16 protein-coding genes are annotated in these 15,647 nt (G+C 59.1%); 2 read left to right on the forward strand and 14 right to left on the reverse strand.

The genetic code is table 11. The features are described 5' to 3' along the window. Positions 1-6 precede the first annotated feature (6 nt). From H8699_RS03245 to alsE, 10 genes are all read right to left on the reverse strand, one after another. Positions 7-777 (reverse strand): ABC transporter ATP-binding protein, encoded by a 771-nt coding sequence (locus H8699_RS03245; protein ID WP_249284457.1) that lies wholly within the window; start codon positions 775-777, stop codon positions 7-9. A gap of 1 nt (position 778) precedes the next feature. After that, positions 779-1,846 carry a FecCD family ABC transporter permease gene (locus tag H8699_RS03250; RefSeq protein WP_249284458.1) on the reverse strand — a complete coding sequence of 356 codons (1,068 nt, stop codon included), beginning with the start codon at positions 1,844-1,846 and terminating at the stop codon, positions 779-781. Between the two features lie 3 nt (positions 1,847-1,849). Continuing rightward, positions 1,850-2,992, reverse strand: a complete 1,143-nt coding sequence (locus H8699_RS03255) for an iron ABC transporter substrate-binding protein (protein ID WP_249284459.1) — start codon at positions 2,990-2,992, stop codon at positions 1,850-1,852. Positions 2,993-3,028: 36 nt separating this feature from the next. Next, complete coding sequence (locus tag H8699_RS03260; protein WP_147518984.1) at positions 3,029-3,556, reverse strand: FmdE family protein; 528 nt, start codon at positions 3,554-3,556, stop codon at positions 3,029-3,031. Positions 3,557-3,578: 22 nt separating this feature from the next. Next, the gene (locus tag H8699_RS03265) at positions 3,579-4,391 is read right to left on the reverse strand and encodes a class I SAM-dependent methyltransferase (protein ID WP_249284460.1); all 813 of its coding nucleotides are present in this window, start codon (positions 4,389-4,391) and stop codon (positions 3,579-3,581) included. A gap of 201 nt (positions 4,392-4,592) precedes the next feature. Next, on the reverse strand, positions 4,593-5,078 hold the full coding sequence (locus H8699_RS03270; RefSeq protein ID WP_249284461.1) for a pyridoxamine 5'-phosphate oxidase family protein: 486 nt from the start codon (positions 5,076-5,078) through the stop codon (positions 4,593-4,595). 3 nt (positions 5,079-5,081) lie between these two features. After that, positions 5,082-5,603, reverse strand: a complete 522-nt coding sequence (locus H8699_RS03275; protein WP_249284462.1) for an ECF transporter S component — start codon at positions 5,601-5,603, stop codon at positions 5,082-5,084. Positions 5,604-5,713: 110 nt separating this feature from the next. Then, positions 5,714-6,127, reverse strand: a complete 414-nt coding sequence (locus H8699_RS03280) for a DUF3788 domain-containing protein (protein WP_249284463.1) — start codon at positions 6,125-6,127, stop codon at positions 5,714-5,716. Between the two features lie 12 nt (positions 6,128-6,139). Beyond that, entirely contained in the window at positions 6,140-7,042 is a 903-nt protein-coding gene (gene alsK, locus H8699_RS03285) for an allose kinase (RefSeq protein WP_249284464.1), read from the reverse strand. Beyond that, positions 7,039-7,719 carry a D-allulose 6-phosphate 3-epimerase gene (alsE, locus tag H8699_RS03290; RefSeq protein WP_249284465.1) on the reverse strand — a complete coding sequence of 227 codons (681 nt, stop codon included), beginning with the start codon at positions 7,717-7,719 and terminating at the stop codon, positions 7,039-7,041. The genes alsK and alsE overlap by 4 nt, the downstream gene beginning before the upstream one ends. A 197-nt stretch (positions 7,720-7,916) precedes the next feature. Between alsE and H8699_RS03295 the strand changes: the two genes are divergently transcribed. Together H8699_RS03295 and H8699_RS03300 are read left to right on the forward strand one after the other, a co-directional pair. Further along, positions 7,917-9,272 (forward strand): hemolysin family protein, encoded by a 1,356-nt coding sequence (locus H8699_RS03295; RefSeq protein ID WP_249284466.1) that lies wholly within the window; start codon positions 7,917-7,919, stop codon positions 9,270-9,272. 61 nt (positions 9,273-9,333) lie between these two features. Continuing rightward, complete coding sequence (locus H8699_RS03300; RefSeq protein WP_249284467.1) at positions 9,334-10,317, forward strand: diaminopimelate dehydrogenase; 984 nt, start codon at positions 9,334-9,336, stop codon at positions 10,315-10,317. 130 nt (positions 10,318-10,447) lie between these two features. Here H8699_RS03300 and H8699_RS03305 read toward each other — a convergent pair whose 3' ends face one another. The 4 genes from H8699_RS03305 to xylB all read right to left on the reverse strand — a co-directional run bounded on the left by H8699_RS03305 (position 10,448) and on the right by xylB (position 15,627). Next, positions 10,448-11,719, reverse strand: coding sequence for a S1C family serine protease (locus H8699_RS03305; RefSeq protein WP_249284468.1), 1,272 nt, complete (start codon positions 11,717-11,719; stop codon positions 10,448-10,450). Positions 11,720-11,833: 114 nt separating this feature from the next. Next, a complete protein-coding gene (locus tag H8699_RS03310; RefSeq protein ID WP_138295036.1) occupies positions 11,834-13,327 on the reverse strand; it encodes a sensor histidine kinase in 1,494 nt (497 codons plus the stop codon). Positions 13,328-13,330: 3 nt separating this feature from the next. After that, a complete protein-coding gene (locus H8699_RS03315; protein ID WP_138295037.1) occupies positions 13,331-14,011 on the reverse strand; it encodes a response regulator transcription factor in 681 nt (226 codons plus the stop codon). Positions 14,012-14,091: 80 nt separating this feature from the next. After that, positions 14,092-15,627 (reverse strand): xylulokinase, encoded by a 1,536-nt coding sequence (gene xylB / locus H8699_RS03320; protein ID WP_249284469.1) that lies wholly within the window; start codon positions 15,625-15,627, stop codon positions 14,092-14,094. Between the last annotated feature and the right edge of the window lie 20 nt (positions 15,628-15,647).

The following is a 15,647-nucleotide window of genomic DNA, read 5'->3' on the forward strand; positions in this document are numbered from 1 at the left end:
CTTATTTTATACCGCTTCTCCCTCAAAAGGCAAGGGGATAACGGTGCGCACGCCCTTATGCTGCACGATATCCACCGGCATGCCATATACCTGGCCGATGACCTCGGGCGTCATAACCTCGTAACCCCCATAGGCAAAGATGCGGTTCTCCTTAAGGAAAAGGAACCGGTCGCAGTACCGCAGCGCCAGGTTCAGGTCGTGGATGACGATGACCACAGCGATATCGTTCTGCCGGGCGATGGCGCGCACCAATGCCATTACTTCGTACTGGCTCTTAGGGTCCAGGCTGCTGGTGGGTTCATCCAGCAGCAATAGCTCTGGCTGCTGGCACAGCGCCCGCGCCAGCATCACCCGCTGCAGCTCGCCGCCGCTGAGCTCGTCGATATAGCGCAGCGCAAAATCCTCCAGGTGCATCCTTTGCAGCACCTCCCGGGCGATGGCATAATCCCCCTCCTCCAGGCTCCACTTGATGTAGGGCTTGCGGCCCAGCAGCACGGTATCAAACACCGTGGCCCGGCTGCCCTCCCCCTTCTGGGCCACGTAGGCCACCTGGCGGGCCAGCTCCCGGCGGGGCAGGTTCAATAGATCCTTCCCCTCCGCCAGCACGCTGCCGCCCTGGGCGTGGAGGATGCGGTTCAGGCATTTCATCAGCGTGGATTTGCCCGCGCCATTGTTGCCCAGCACGGCCAGGCATTCCCCTTTGGAAAGGTCAAAGGAGATATCCTGCAGCACTTTTTGGCTGCCATAGCCAAAGTGCAAGTCGCGTACGGTAATCATGCTATCGCACCCCTTTAAAGATCATATACAAAAACAGCGGCGCGCCCAAGAAGGAGGTGATCGCCCCGATGGGGAGGATCACCGGCGCCACGGCCAGCCGCCCCGCCAGGTCGCTGACCAGCAGGATCACCATGCCCATCAGCATCGAGGCCGGCAGCAAAAAGCGGTAATCGTTCCCCACAAACTTGCGCACCATGTGCGGGGCCACCAGGCCTACAAAGTTGATGATCCCCACAAAGGAGACCGCCGTGGAGGCCACAAGGGAGCTGACCGTCATGCCCGCCAGCATCACGGCCCCCACGTTTACCCCCAGGGACTGGGCGGTATGCGGCCCGGCTTCCATGGCGTTATAGTTCCAGCGGTTGGCAAAAAAGTACAGGCCCGCCGCCAGGGTGATCCCCGCGATCAGGGCGATCTCCTGCCAGCTGGTACGTCCCAGGTCGCCAAAGGTCCAAAAGACTACCGCCGCGACCTGCACATCGTCCGCAAAGTATTGTAGCAGCGTGGTACCGCCGGTAAAAAGCGAGCTGAGCGCCACGCCCGCCAGCACCATGGACTGGGGAGAGATCCGCCGTACGCGGCTTAACCCCAGCACGACCAACGTGGAGATAATACCTCCGCCAAAGGCGCATAGGGTGACCAGATAGGGGTTGGAGATGCTGATGGCGCTGGCGGCCGACGCGGAGTTTTGTACCCCCGCGCCAAACAGAATGATGGCCGCCGTAGCCCCAAAGGCCGCGCCTTGGGATACGCCCAAGGTAGAAGCCGAGGCCAACGGATTGCGCAGCACGCTTTGCATCACGCACCCGCTCATAGCCAGGGCGCCGCCCACCACCATCGCCGTCACGATCCGGGGCAGGCGCACGTTCCAAACGATGGCGTTGGTCTTTGCCGTCCCCTGCCCAAAAAGCGAGGCGAATACCTCTCCCAACGTCAGCCCAGAAGAGCCCGCCAGGATGGAGAGCAGCGCCACCCCCAGCGCCAGCACCGCCAAGGCGATGAGCACCAATACCTTCTTTTTAATAAATTCGTTATACCCCTGCGGGTTCAACGCAACCGCCTTATCCAACTGCTACTCCCCAATCGTAATTTTGCCAAAGCTCAGCCCCGCCGCCTGCATATCGCTGTAGATGGGCTTGCCTAAAAACAGTTCAAACAGTTCATCCGCCTTTTGCTCAATGTCGATATCGGCAAACTGCTCCGGGAACATCACCGTTCCGGCATAGTAGGCGTCCGCTACGGCCAGTTCCACATTCGTGGTGTAATTATTGTAGGAGATCATAGAATAGACCTCGCCGTTTTTCACCGCCTGCAGCGATTGGAAATAGGTGGGGTTCTTGTCGTACTGCTCGTTTACCAGGTCCATATTGCCAGGGTCCAGAAAGATCACCTCCGGATCCCACACCAGCACCTTTTCAAGGTCGATCTGCAAGGATCCGTCCAGCCCGGTCTCATCCACTACGTTTTTAGCGCCGATGGCCGTAAATGGCGGGAAGTTGGCGTAAGTCCCCTCAAAGCCGTGCCCGCCCGAGAAGGTGACCGCGCCCGAATAGGCCGTAGGCTTATCCGCATCCGCAATATCCTGCGTACGGGCGCTTAAATCCTGCTGGGCGGCCTTTAGCGCATCGGTCAGTTGATCGCAGCGCTCCTGCTTGCCCAGCAGCTGACCGATCAGCTCCAAAGATTGAAACAGCTTCTCATCAAACATGCCGCTGTCATAGGTAATGGCTACCACCGGGATGCCGGTCTTGCTGGCCAGCTCCTCCAGTGCCTCGCTGTTATAGGCGGAAAAGATCACATCCGGCGCCAGGGCGATGATCTCCTCCTCATACGCGGTATAGCCCCGGCCGCCGCCCTTACCGATGCTGGGCAGGTCTTTAAAGATAGCGTTATTCACGTAATTGTAGCCGCGCTTGATGGTCTGGGTCTTGTCGCTGTCCTCCGCGCCGATGACCAAGTCCTGCGCTTGGGCGTAGCAGATCATCCGCAGCGCCCCTGCGCCGGTGCAAACGATGGATTTGATCTCCCGTGGCAGCGTGACCTGACGGCCATAAAGATCGGTTATGGTCACGGTATCCGCCTGCGCCGTGCCCGACGCCGCGGCGCCGGTCTGTGTCGCATCCGACGCGGTACCGGAAGCCGGGGTGGACGCGCAGCCCGCGCACCCGGCCAGCAGGCACAGGGCCATCAATATTGTAATTGCTTTTTTAAACATTTCATTTCCCTCATCTTAGTTATCTATAATTCCGTCTTAAAAGAACCGGCTGTAGGCCTTAAAGCAATCCGGGCAGACCAGCTGCCCCTCCTGCGCGTGCAGCCACTGTTCGGCCGTGGTCTCCCCGCATACCGCGCAGGGCTGGGAGGCAAACAGCCGTGCCCGCTCCGGCAGGGTAAAGGGAACCGGCTTTACATCGAACAGGTCTTTATAATCCGCGTTAAACAGGTATTGCTGGCGCGCCTCCCGGGGCATGTCCGGCCCGGGGCGCAATACCAGGCGCACCGATTTGCCGCTCTTGCGGTTGAAAAAGGAGAAGGCCTGCTTGCCCCGCAGCCGGAAAAGCAGGTTGCCCTTGCCCACGCTGCACCCTAAAAGCACCTGGATGGCGTCCACCCCACAGGCGTCGTTTTCGGTCACGCACACCACGTCTTCATCCTTAGAAAAATCGATCTCCAGCAACTCCATTGCATAGCGCGCCGCCTGAAAGCCGATGGTCAGCCCCCCGCACACATGGCCATGGAAGGCCGCGGCCCTTTCCCACATTTCCTGTTTGCTCTGCATTTGCGCAATCCCCCTTCAATCATCACTCATCCACGCGCCAGTAAAGCGTTACCGCCGTGGCGCGCGAGGTCTCTTCGATCATTCCATCCTGTGCCAGGCCCTGCAGATAGCGCAAGACCGCGTCCTGTTCCCCAGGGCTCAACGCCCGCGTTACCGCCGCCCGCCGGCAGATCTCCTGATGCATCTGCTCCACCGGCACGCGCCCCAGCCACTGGCGCGCCTCATAGGCGACGCGGGGCTGGTAGCCCAGCGTCCACAGCAGGTCAAAGGCATAAGCGATGGTATCGTCATTGCCAAAGGGACGCATGCCCAACTGCGCAAAGGCCCCGTCCTGCACCGCGTGGCTGCGGCGGGTCAGCTTGGTCAAGATACAGGCGCCACGGCTGGCAGCCATCAGCTTTTCAAAGCCCGCGGCGGATTGCACCGCCGGCGTCATATGGGCAAGGACCAGGTCAAAGGCCTTTTCCATGCCCGCTTCCCGCAGGTCCAGTCCCTCCCAATCCGCCTGTAAAAAACGGGCGGCGGGCACATCCAGCCGCTGTGCATTTTCTTTGGCGGCAGCGATCATCTGCGGCGCAAAATCCAGGCCGGTGACCGCATATCCCTTGCGCGCCAGCGCCAGGGTATATCGCCCGCCGCCGCAGCCCACGTCTAGCGCGCGCCCGCCCTTGGGCAGCAGCCCTTTTCCGGCGATCAGCTTTAGCAAGCTGTCCTGCCCTTCATCCGGCAGCGCGTCCAGCCTATACCGGGGCGAAAGGCTGTCCCACAGTTCGGCCGAAGCCTTACGGTCGCCCTTGCCGCCCTGCCAGGCTGTACGGATCGCACTTAGATCCATTGGTTTTCCTCCCTCAAGCAAAAGAAAAAGACTTCTATAAAAAATAGAAGCCTTCTGACTTTACAATAGCAGACTACAAGTCTGATCCCTATGCGGTATAAAATGGCTATTCTTTCCGTCTTGCCGGCGGCCTTCTGCCGCACGCAGCGCACTTCATATGCACCATACATTCAATAAAATACCATATTTTGCAGGCAGCTGTCAATCATTCGCGCGCAACCCCTGGTCATCCCGGTTCTCGCGGCCCGTGACTGAAACGATATCGATCCGGATGATGACTACACTTTGGAGATAGCGGGCAATCACCGCATCGCGCCGGGGTTGTCCGGGCGCCAGCGCGCCGCAAAGCGCCAGCAGCGCGCGGCGCTTCTCATCTGCATCCATAACTAACCGGGCCTGCCCTTCGACCATCACGCTGGCAAAGTTGGTAATAAACCGTTCCGGAACCAATTGCTCCCAGCCCACCACCGCAAAGGACACGCGCGGGTTTTCGGCTATGTTGCGCAGCTTTCGCCCCACCGGCGCGCAGTGGCAATAGATCGCATCCTCATCGGGCACAAACACGTAGTTGAGGGGGACGCCGTAAGGCGCTCCATCCCTGCTGGCGGTGCACAGCGTGCCCCATCTGCCCTGCGCCAGTACTTTCCGGCAGGCCGGCCCATCCAGCCGCCTTCTATCCGCGCCCATCGGCTAACGCTCCAAGTATTGGTAGAGCTTGGGCGAGCGGCCGATCAGATGGATCATTACCGTTGAGGCGATGATGCCCACCGCCGCCTGCACCAGGTTGCCCGGTATGCTGGTAGCCGCGGCCAGCCCTTTGCCCAGCAGCAGGCAGGCGTAGCCGAAGTATCCGGCAACCATTACCGCCTCGCCGGCCAGGCCGCCCAAAATCACCGGCAGCACGCTGCGGCGGGATTTCTGCGTCTTAAAGATCAGCGCCGCCACCAAGGCGCTGAGCGCCTTAATGACCAGCGTGCCCGGCGCATAGTGGGCATAGCCGGCCAAAAGGTCCGCCAGCATAGAACCGATGCCGCCGGCAGCCCCGCCCCAGACCGGCCCCAGCGCGTAGGCGCCCAGCAGCACGAAACAATCCCCCAGGTTCACATACCCCTGCATGGGCGAAGGGATCTGGATGATCAGCGTCGCTACACAGCTCAGCGCCGCAAACAGCGCGGCCAGCACCAGTCTTTTCAACTTCTTGTTGCGTTCCACAGCAACCCCTCCAAAAAGCATATTGATAGCCCGGTCCATCAGTTGGGCCGGGCATTTTACGCACATCAGTATAACAGATCTGCTACCCTTTCTCAAACTTTATCTGCATACTATTTTCGATTTGGCCGGCGTTTGATGGCCAACAGCCTTTTCATCTCCGCCAGATGTTCCCCTGCGGGGCTCTCAAACATGACCCACTTGCCATCTCGATAGGTATGCGCCTCATTGTAAACCCGCTGCGTCTCAGCAGAAAATTCTTCGCGCATGGCTTCAAACTTCTCCCGCTCTGCCCGGCCAAAGATCATCATAAACCCAAACGAATTCTCCCGGGGATAAAGGGCGCACAGCGTCTTGCCGCCCCGGCGGTATTTCAGCTCATACGGGCCGGCCTTGCCGCCTGGCCCCCACAAGGTCTCCATCTCATAGCTGTCCTCAATCATCGCGGCGGCCGCGGCAAAAGCCGCATACTTTTCCTGCCCCATCAGGGCGCGCAGCGTTTTTTCGTCCGGCATATGCTTTTCCATCGTCAATCCCTCCTAACGGTTTTGCAGCCGCTCAAAGGCGTAAAGCCCAGCCCCGGCCACGCCGCTGCGCTTGGAATGCTCCGGAAACAGCACCCTTAATCCCTGGGCGGGATAGGGTTTGCGCACCCGGTGTAAAACCTCGTCCAAAAACATCTCTTTAGGGAAGTCCGGCATCGCCACCACGCCGCCGGCCAGGATCACCGCGTCCGGGTCCAGCAGCGTGACCTCGGTGGCTACCGGCAGGGCCAGCTCCTGTATAAACTGGCGCAGCGGTGCCTCCTGCCCATGACGCAGAAACAGTTGCCCCATTTCCTCGCCAGGATAGTGCCGGGCGGCCAATTTTTGCAACGCCCGCCCCGAGCAGCGCACCTCCGCACACCCCGTGTTGCCGCAGGGACAAGCCTCCTCCACCCCATAAAGGGGGATGTGCCCCAGCTCGCCGGCCACGCCGTTTTTGCCTAAATAAAACCTGCCGTTTAGATAAATCGCATTGCCAAAGCCCGTACCCACGTAAAAACCCAGGATATTTTCTAGTCCCTGCAGGCCGCACTGATGGATATCCCACTGAAGCAGAAAATTCACATCCCGCTCCAGAAATACCGGCAACCCCAGCCGCGCCGACAGCGGGCCCGGGATCTCCAAATCGTCAAACCCCGGCAGGTTGGGCGTAGAATACACCCTTTGCCGGTCCCGGCTGATGCTGGAAGGCAGCCCGATAGCCACTGCCTCCGGCATAGTCCCCTGCCGCGCAACGTAATCCGCAATGCTGCTTTGCAGCGCGCCGATCGGGTCCCCCGTCGCCAGGACGGCGCTGGGCTGCACCTGCAACCCTTCTACCTGGCCCTGCCGGTCCACCAGCCCCAGGCGCAAGTTCGTCCCGCCAATGTCGATCCCCAGGACCTGCGGGCCGTTCATACCCCCGTCTCCCCGGCAAACTGCGCGCACATCTTATCCCAGGCCGCGGGCAGGCTGGCGTCCAGCCCAAAAAGGCCGGAGGATCCCAGAATAAACACCTGCGCGCCCGCCGCGTACAGTTCCCTATAGGTACGCACGTTGCACGAGCCATCCACTTCGATCTTATAGGTATAACCCCTTTCCGCCTTTAATCGCGCGGCAAGGGCGATCTTATCCAGCATCTCGCGGATAAAGGGCTGGCCCGCAAAACCGGGGTCCACCGTCATAATGGTCAGCTTATCCACCAGGTGCAGGTAGCTCTCCAGCATGCCCAGCGGCGTCGCCGGACTGACCGCAACGCCTACCTTACAGCCGGCATCGCGGATCGCGCCAATCATCCGAAAGGCCTGGTTGCAAAGGGTCTCCGCATGCGGGGTGATATAGCCCGCCCCGGCCTTTGCCAAGCTCTCCACATAATCCTCCGGGTTCGTCACCATCAGGTGGCAATCGATGGGCTTTGCCGCGATCCTGCTCAGCGCCCGCACAAAGTCCGGCGAGAGCGTGATGTTTTTGACGAAGTGCCCGTCCATAATATCCACATGGTAGAAATCCGCCTTGCCGTTTAAAAAGGCCACCTGTTCTTTTAATTCCAACAGATCCATGCACATCAGCGATGGAGAAAATTCCGCTTTGGCCATCTTAATCCTTCCCCTTCCTTGCGCGCCGCGCCTCTAGGCAAAAGTATAGCGGGCGCCGCTTTGGCCTGTCAAGCGTAGTGCGCGTCAGGGCCCAAAATCGCCCAAATAGGGCGCGTTTGGCCGATATTGGGTGATGAAAAATTCCTGGGCGGTATGTTATACTAAAAAAGATATGAATTTTAAAAGGGGGAATCTTCTTGTCACCGGACCCTATATGGAGTCAACTTTTACTGCAAGTCGTACTGATCGCACTCAATGCCTTTTTTGCCGCCACGGAGATCGCCGTGATCTCTTTGAACGAAAACAAGCTGCGCCACCAGGCGGAGCAAGGCGATAAAAAGGCCAAACAGATGCTGCGCATGGTGCAAACGCCTGCCGGCTTTCTTTCCACGATCCAAATCGGCATTACGCTGGCCGGTTTCTTAGCCAGCGCCTTTGCCGCAGAAAACTTTTCCGATAAGCTCGTCCAGTTTCTTGTAAAGGATTGCGGCTTTACCGTCCTTCCTGAGCAGACGTTGGACGTCATTTCGATTATCGTCATCACCTTGATCCTTTCCTATTTTACGCTGGTGCTGGGCGAGCTGGTACCCAAGCGCGTGGCGATGAAGCGCTCCGAAAAGGTGGCGCGCGCCGCCAGCGGCGTGATCCACTTTCTCTCCGTGGTCATGAAGCCCATCGTCTGGCTGCTCAGCGTTTCTACCAACGGCGTGCTGCGCCTGATGCGCATTGACCCCGCCGAGAAGGAAGAAGCCGTAACCGAAGAGGAGATCCGCCTGATGGTGGATATCGGCCAGGAGCGGGGCACCATCGCCGCGGACGAGCGGGAGATGATCGACAATATATTTGAATTTAATAATACCACCGCAGAGGAGATCATGATCCATCGAACGGACATGTCGGTCATCGGCCTAGACGATACGCCTGCGGATATCCTCGCCCTAATCGAGGAGACCGGGCTGAGCCGTTTCCCCGTTTATGGGGAGGATATTGACGATATCCGAGGCATCGTTTCCACCCGGCAGTTCTTGCTCAACCAGCGGCACGAAAATCCGCTGCCGCTTTCTAAAATCATGCGCCCCGCCTACTTTGTGCCGGAATCCGTCCGGGCGGATATCCTTTTCCGCGAAATGCAAAAGACCAAGACCCATTTGGCCATCGTGGTGGACGAGTACGGCGGCACCAGCGGACTGGTCACCATGGAGGACTTGCTCGAAGAGATCGTGGGCAATATTTACGATGAGTTCGATCCGCAGGATGTGCAGGAACTCCAGCCCCTGGCCGAGAACCTGTGGCGGGTGTCCGGCGGCATCGATTTGGAGTCGTTGGGCGAGGCGCTGGAGATGGAACTGCCCACCGAAGAGGAATACGATACGCTGGGCGGGCTGGTCTTTAGCCAGCTGACCGCCATCCCCGAGGATGGCAGCCGGGTGACCGTCGAAGTGGCCGGATTGCACATCGAGGTAGAGGAGCTGATCGAGCACCGCGTAGAGTGGGCGCTGGTTTCCAAACTGCCGCCCCAAACGCCGCCGGAAGAATCCGAAGGCGAACATTGACGCAGGGTCGCCTCTGGCGTTATCATGACGGAGGAATATGGACTTCAAAGGAGGACTGTTTATGGCAAAAATTAAAGTAGGTATTGCAGGTTACGGTAATTTAGGCCGCGGGGTTGAGCTGGCCCTGCAGCAAAATGAGGATATGGAACTGGCCGGTATTTTTACCCGCCGGGACCCTAAAAGCCTTGTGCCCCAGACGCCGGGCGCCAAGGTGTTTGCACTGGCCGATGCGCCCAGCATGCAAGCGGAGATCGACGTAATGATCCTGTGCGGGGGCAGCGCTACCGATCTGCCTGAGCAAGGCCCGCAGCTGGCCCAGTACTTTAACACCATCGACAGCTTTGATACCCACGCCAAGATCCCGCAGCACTTCGCGGCGGTGGATGCGGCGGCCGCCCGCTCCGGGCACGTGGCCATCATCTCCGTTGGCTGGGATCCCGGCCTATTCTCTCTGAACCGTCTGCTCGGCGAGGCCTCCCTGCCCCAGGGCGCCAGCTATACCTTCTGGGGGCGCGGGGTCAGCCAGGGCCACTCGGATGCCATCCGCCGCGTGCCCGGCGTAAAGGATGCCAAGCAGTATACGGTTCCTGTGCAAAGCGCGATCGACCGCATCCGCGGCGGCGAAACGCCGGCCTTTACCACCCGCGAAAAACATTTGCGCGAGTGCTTTGTGGTCTTGCAGCCGGGCGCGGACGCGGTGGCGGTAGAGAAAACCATTAAAGAAATGCCCAACTATTTTGCCGATTACGATACCACCGTTCACTTTATTTCAGAAGAGGAGCTGCGGCGCGAGCACGCCGCGATGCCCCACGGCGGTTTCGTGATCCGCAGCGGGCAGACCGGGGAAGGCACCCGCCAGGTGATGGAGTTCTCCCTTAAGCTGGAGAGCAACCCAGAATTCACCTCCAGCGTGCTGGTGGCTTATGCTCGTGCGGCGTATCGCTTGGCCAAGGAGGGGCAAAGCGGTGCCAAAACGGTGCTGGATATCGCTCCGGCCTATCTTTCGCCCAAGAGCGGCGAGGCCCTTCGGGCAGAGCTGCTGTAAGCGCTTCCATCCATCATACAAATGCGGCTGGGCTTTTATCCAGCCGCATTCTTTCTATTCTTATCACTGATGGCGTTAACAAAAAGCGCCGGAGAAATTCTCCGGCGCTTTAACTATTTCCCCGCTAACCCTAACGGCCCCATGGCTGCTGGCCGCCCTGCTGTTGCTGGGTCTGTTGTTCCTGTATTTTCTCATAATCAGTGTAATCCCCCAGGGTGACCTCAACCTCGATCTCGCGGTTCAACTGCTCGCGGTAGATCTTCATTTTAATGGTCTGCCCTACATTCACCCCCGAGAGGATATCCTGCATATCCACATCGTCCGAGATCGGCGTACCGTTCACCTCGGTCACCAGGTCGCCCTGCTGAATGCCGGCCTTATCCGCCGGGCTGCCGGCTACCACGCTGCGCACGAACAACCCCACCGGGATATTATAGCTCTTGGCATCCTGCTCGGTAAACTGGGTATAGGTAAAGCCTACCCAAGGCCGCGGGATACTGCCGTTGGCGATCAGCTGCTGCGCTACGGGGATGGCGTCGTTAATGGGAATCGCAAAGCCCAGACCCTCTGCCGAAATAGCGTTGCCGTACTCATCGTAGCCGATCGTGGTATTCTTAGAGGTATTGATGCCGATGACCTCGCCCTTCAGGTTGGCCAGCGCGCCGCCGCTGTTGCCGGGGTTGATGGCCGCGTCCGTCTGGATCATGTTCATCTTACGGCCCGCCTCGTTGGTAATGGTCCGATCCTTGGCCGAGATATAACCCACCGTTACCGTGCCGGAAAGCTGGGTGCCCAAGGGGCTGCCCACCGCGATCGCCATCTGCCCGGTCTTGATGGCGTCCGAATCGCCCAAGGGCGCCGCTACCAGATTGGGCAGATCTACTTTAATGACCGCAAGGTCGGTCGCCTCATCGCGGCCCACCAGTTTAGCCTCGGCCTCAGTGCCGTCCAGCAGCACCACTTTGATGACCTGCGCGTCCTCCACCACGTGGTTGTTGGTTAAAATATAGCCTTCTTCGGAGATAATAATGCCGCTGCCGGAGGAAACGGAGGTCCCGCTGCCCATACTGCTGGCGCTGGTCCCCACGATGGAAACCACGCTGGGCGTCAAGTTCTCAGCCACCTGCACCACGGCGTCCTCATTCTCCTGCATTTCCTTGAGCGAGCCGCCCAGCGCTACCTCGCCGCCCGAGGTATTCTGCGTTCCGCCAGAAGCGCTGGCGCTGGGCGAGGCCTGCGCGCTGGTGGTGGGCGCCGCCGCCTGAGAGCCACCGTCGTTATTCTGATGCTCGATCGCCACGGCGACGACCAGCCCGCCGATGATCAGTAAAACGATCACCAGGGATAAGACCAACCACTTCCTGCTGTGTGAGGGACGCGGGTCATAATAATAATCGTTCATCAATTTCACTCCTTGATAGGCATTGTCATCTTATTTCTGTCCAACTGCCCTTATTATAATGCGGCTTATTTAATAAAGTATGAACGTGCTGTAAAAAGAAAACCCTGCCCTCTCTCATTCTTTTTCGCGCTCGCGCGCCTTATCGCCGCCAAAGTCCTTCGCCCGTTTTTCCAGCAGCTTGCCCTTTTCCTGATAGCTGGCCAGAGAGAATACGAACGAAGTCCCCTTGCCAGCCTGGCTGGTGGCCTCGATGGTCTGTCCATGCTCCTCAATGATCTTTTTGACGATCGACAGGCCCAGTCCCGTGCCCCTGCCAGGGGTATGCGCGGTATCCGCCTTGTAGAACCGCTCAAAGATGAAGGGAAGCTGATCCTCCGTTAAGCCGATGCCGCTGTCCTTTATGCAGCAAAACGCCTTGCCGGTGGAGGTATAAGTCCAAATATCCAGCTGGCCCCCCTCCGGGGTGAACTTGATCGCATTGTCAATCAGGTTGCTCAGCACCTGGTCGATCCGATCCGGATCAGCCCAAACCATACAGGTTTCCGACCGGAAATCCACCTGTACCTGCAGGTGCTTATCGTCGATACGCCCTTCATAGCGGATCAGCACCCGCCGGATGCGCTCGTTAAGCTCAAAGGCGCTGCACTGCAAGGGGAAATTGCCCGATTCCATCTTGCTCAGATCCAGCAGATCGTTGACCAGGCGGGTCAGCCGCTTGGTCTCCTGCAATACGATGTCCAGGTAATAATCCCGCTGCTCGGGCGGGATCGTGCCATCGAGCATGCCCTGCACAAAGCCCTGCATACTGGTCATGGGCGAGCGCAGCTCGTGGGATACGTTGGCCACAAAGCCGCCCCGCAGCTCCTCCAGTTTTTTAAGCTCTTCGGCCATTTTGTTGAAATTGCGCGCCAGCTGGCCCACCTCGTCATCCCCGGTCACCTCTACGCGCCGGTCGAACTTGCCGTGGGCGATCTCGCTGGCAGCCAGGTTCATCTGCTTGAGCGGACGGGTGATCCTTGCCGTGACCAGCGCCATCAGCACCGCGCCCAACCCGGCTGACATGATCGCCAGCCAGCTGACGCGGGTGTAGATATTCATAAACGCCATATTCATTTCGTCCATCGGCGTATGTACGAAAATTGCGCCCAACACCGCGCCACTCTGATCCTTGGCCGGCATGCCCAGTGTCAGCATGGGGCGGGAATAGACCCCGTTTAAGTTCCCCATGGTCTCAACGGTTTCCCCGTTCATAATGCGGCTTAGGTAGCCCTTGAGCTGCTCGGATTCGATGGAGCGTTCTGCCGGCTGGCCCGCGCCCTGCACCTGCATGACGTTGCCCTGCAGGTTTACCAGCCATACATCGATCTTGTACTGGCCGGCGGAATAGATCAGATCCTCCCCAAAGTTTTTGGTGACCTGACCGACAGTAAAGTAATCTCTCGCGGCATACTGGGCCAGCCTCCCCGCCTCGATGCGGAGCATATCCCGCTTCTGGGTATAGGTCTCCCCCACGATCATTTGACTGAACAGAAAGCCCAGCCCGATCAGGGCCAGCATCATCACGCCCAGATAGGTGGCCAGCAGCCGCGCGTACAGTGATCGGCGCATAAATTATTTCACCTCAAATTTGTATCCTACGCCCCACACCGTTTTGATTTGCCATTCGTCATCCTGCCCCAGTTTCTCTCTCAAACGTTTGACGTGTACATCCACCGTGCGCGAGTCGCCATAATAATCAAATCCCCACACCTGTTCTAACAGCTGCTCGCGGGTGAACACCTGGTTAGCATGCCCGGCAAGGAAATACAGCAGTTCGATCTCCTTGGGCGGCAGCTCCATATGTTTGCCGTGGATGGTCAGCACATAGTTGGCCAGGTTGATCTCCAGGTTCGGGTAGCGGATGATCCTATCCTGCGGCTCCTCCGGGGTCATCCGCCGGAAGATCGCCCGGATACGCGCCAGCAGCTCCTGCGGCTCAAAGGGTTTGACCAGATAATCATCCGCCCCCAGCTCCAGGCCCAGCACCTTATCAAAGGTCTCGCCCTTGGCGGTCAGCATGATGATCGGCACCCGGTGGGTCTTGCGGATCTCCCGCAGGACTGACCAGCCGTCCAAGCCCGGCAGCATCACATCCAGCAGCACCAGCTGCGGCGGCTGCTCCCTGAACTGCTGCAGCCCCGTATCCCCGCGATGGGCCAGCTGCAAGGTGTAGCCTTCCTTTTCCAGATAGAGTTTTACCAGTCTGCAAATATTTTCGTCGTCGTCAATCATGAGAATATCCGGCGCTGCCATATTTTCCGCCTCCTTCAATACATTTTAAAACAAGCGGAACCAAGCGAAATGCGCCTGGTTCCACCCTTTGCTAACCTGATTTACTTCTGTCCTAGTATCTGCGCCACCTTATCACAAGAGGGCTTAAGCGCAGTGTACAGTTCCTGATAGATGGGATAGAACTTGGCGTAGGTCTCCACATTCTCCTTGATGGGCTCCAGTTGATCCACCCGGGAGATACAGGCCTCACAGGCTTGGGGCACGCTGTCGTACTCGCCCGCGCCGACGCCCGCCAGAATGGCTACGCCCAGGGCAGGCCCTTCGGAGGAGTTGATGGTATAAATATCATGGCCGAACATATCCGCCTGGATCTGCCGCCACAGTTTGCTGCGTCCGCCGCCGCCGGAGGCGCGCACCTCGCTAACCGGGGCGCCCAGCTCCCTGATGATATTCAGGCAGTCCAGCAGGCTGTAGGAGACGCCCTCCATCACCGCGCGGATCATATCGCTGCGCCCGTGGGCCGCCGAAAGTCCGAAAAATGCCGCCTTGCAGTAGGGGTCCAGGTGGGGCGTGCGCTCGCCCATCATGTAGGGCAGATAGATCAACCCGTTGCAGCCCGCCGGGGCCTGCTCGGCCTCTGCGCTCATTAATACATAGGGGTCAATCCCCATAAATTTGGCAAGATCCTTTTCCTCCCCGCCAAACTCGTTGCGCAGCCATTGCAGCGAAAGGCCCGCGCCCTGGGTCACGCCCATGATGTGCCAGGTACCCGGCACTGCGTGGCAGAAGGTATGCACCCGGCCCTTGGGGTCGATGCTGACCTTATCGGTATAGGCGAATACCACCCCGCTGGTGCCGATGGTAGAGGAGATGATGCCGCTTTTAACGATGCCGTTGCCCACGGCGCCCGAGGCCTGGTCGCCGCCGCCGCCCACCACGGGCGTGCCCTCTTTAAGCCCCGTCAGCTCCGCCACCGCGCGGGTGACCTTGCCGCTGACCTCCTGGGACTCATAGACCGCCGGCATCCAATCGTAGGGGATGCCCAGCTTCTCCAGCACCTCGCGGGACCAGGTACGCTTGGGCACATCTAAAAACTGCATGCCGCTGGCGTCCGAAACCTCGGAGGCATACTCCCCCGTCAGCCGGTAACGTACGTAATCCTTGGGCAGCAGCACCTTGCGGGTCTTTTCAAAGATCTCCGGCTGGTGGTTTTTCACCCACATCACCTTAGAGGCCGTAAAGCCCGTCAGCGCCGGATTGGCGGTGATCTCGATCAACCGCTCACGGCCCACCCGCTCGGTGATCTCATCGCACTCAGCCTGGGTGCGCTGGTCGCACCAGATGATGGAGCGGCGCAGCACCTTGCCATCCCCGTCCAGCAACACCATGCCGTGCATCTGCCCGGAAAGGCCGATGCCCTTGATGTCCTCCGGGTTCGCACCGCTCTTGGCGATGACCTGGCGGATGGTCTCAGCCGTAGCCTGCCACCAATCCTCCGGGTCCTGCTCGGCCCAGCCCATCTGGGGCTGATAGAGCGGATACTCCACCGTAGCGCTGGCTACCGTATGCCCCTGCGTATCAAACATCACCGTTTTAGTGCCCGAAGTACCGATATCTACGCCCAATAAATATGCCATTTTTGCTTCCCCCTCATGTT

This window comes from Luoshenia tenuis, assembly GCF_014384745.1.
GTDB lineage: Bacteria > Bacillota > Clostridia > Christensenellales.

What these genes read in the sequence shown, in the direction of transcription:
- H8699_RS03265 (WP_249284460.1), bottom strand. Translation starts at nt 4,391, where the DNA reads ATGGATCTAAGTGCGATCCGTACAGCCTGGCAGGGCGGCAAGGGCGAC.
- H8699_RS03245 (WP_249284457.1), bottom strand. Translation starts at nt 777, where the DNA reads ATGATTACCGTACGCGACTTGCACTTTGGCTATGGCAGCCAAAAAGTG.
- H8699_RS03260 (WP_147518984.1), bottom strand. Translation starts at nt 3,556, where the DNA reads ATGCAGAGCAAACAGGAAATGTGGGAAAGGGCCGCGGCCTTCCATGGC.
- H8699_RS03315 (WP_138295037.1), bottom strand. Translation starts at nt 14,011, where the DNA reads ATGGCAGCGCCGGATATTCTCATGATTGACGACGACGAAAATATTTGC.
- H8699_RS03310 (WP_138295036.1), bottom strand. Translation starts at nt 13,327, where the DNA reads ATGCGCCGATCACTGTACGCGCGGCTGCTGGCCACCTATCTGGGCGTG.
- H8699_RS03305 (WP_249284468.1), bottom strand. Translation starts at nt 11,719, where the DNA reads ATGAACGATTATTATTATGACCCGCGTCCCTCACACAGCAGGAAGTGG.
- H8699_RS03300 (WP_249284467.1), top strand. Translation starts at nt 9,334, where the DNA reads ATGGCAAAAATTAAAGTAGGTATTGCAGGTTACGGTAATTTAGGCCGC.
- alsK (WP_249284464.1), bottom strand. Translation starts at nt 7,042, where the DNA reads ATGAACGGCCCGCAGGTCCTGGGGATCGACATTGGCGGGACGAACTTG.
- H8699_RS03280 (WP_249284463.1), bottom strand. Translation starts at nt 6,127, where the DNA reads ATGGAAAAGCATATGCCGGACGAAAAAACGCTGCGCGCCCTGATGGGG.
- H8699_RS03270 (WP_249284461.1), bottom strand. Translation starts at nt 5,078, where the DNA reads ATGGGCGCGGATAGAAGGCGGCTGGATGGGCCGGCCTGCCGGAAAGTA.
- xylB (WP_249284469.1), bottom strand. Translation starts at nt 15,627, where the DNA reads ATGGCATATTTATTGGGCGTAGATATCGGTACTTCGGGCACTAAAACG.
- H8699_RS03255 (WP_249284459.1), bottom strand. Translation starts at nt 2,992, where the DNA reads ATGTTTAAAAAAGCAATTACAATATTGATGGCCCTGTGCCTGCTGGCC.
- alsE (WP_249284465.1), bottom strand. Translation starts at nt 7,719, where the DNA reads ATGGCCAAAGCGGAATTTTCTCCATCGCTGATGTGCATGGATCTGTTG.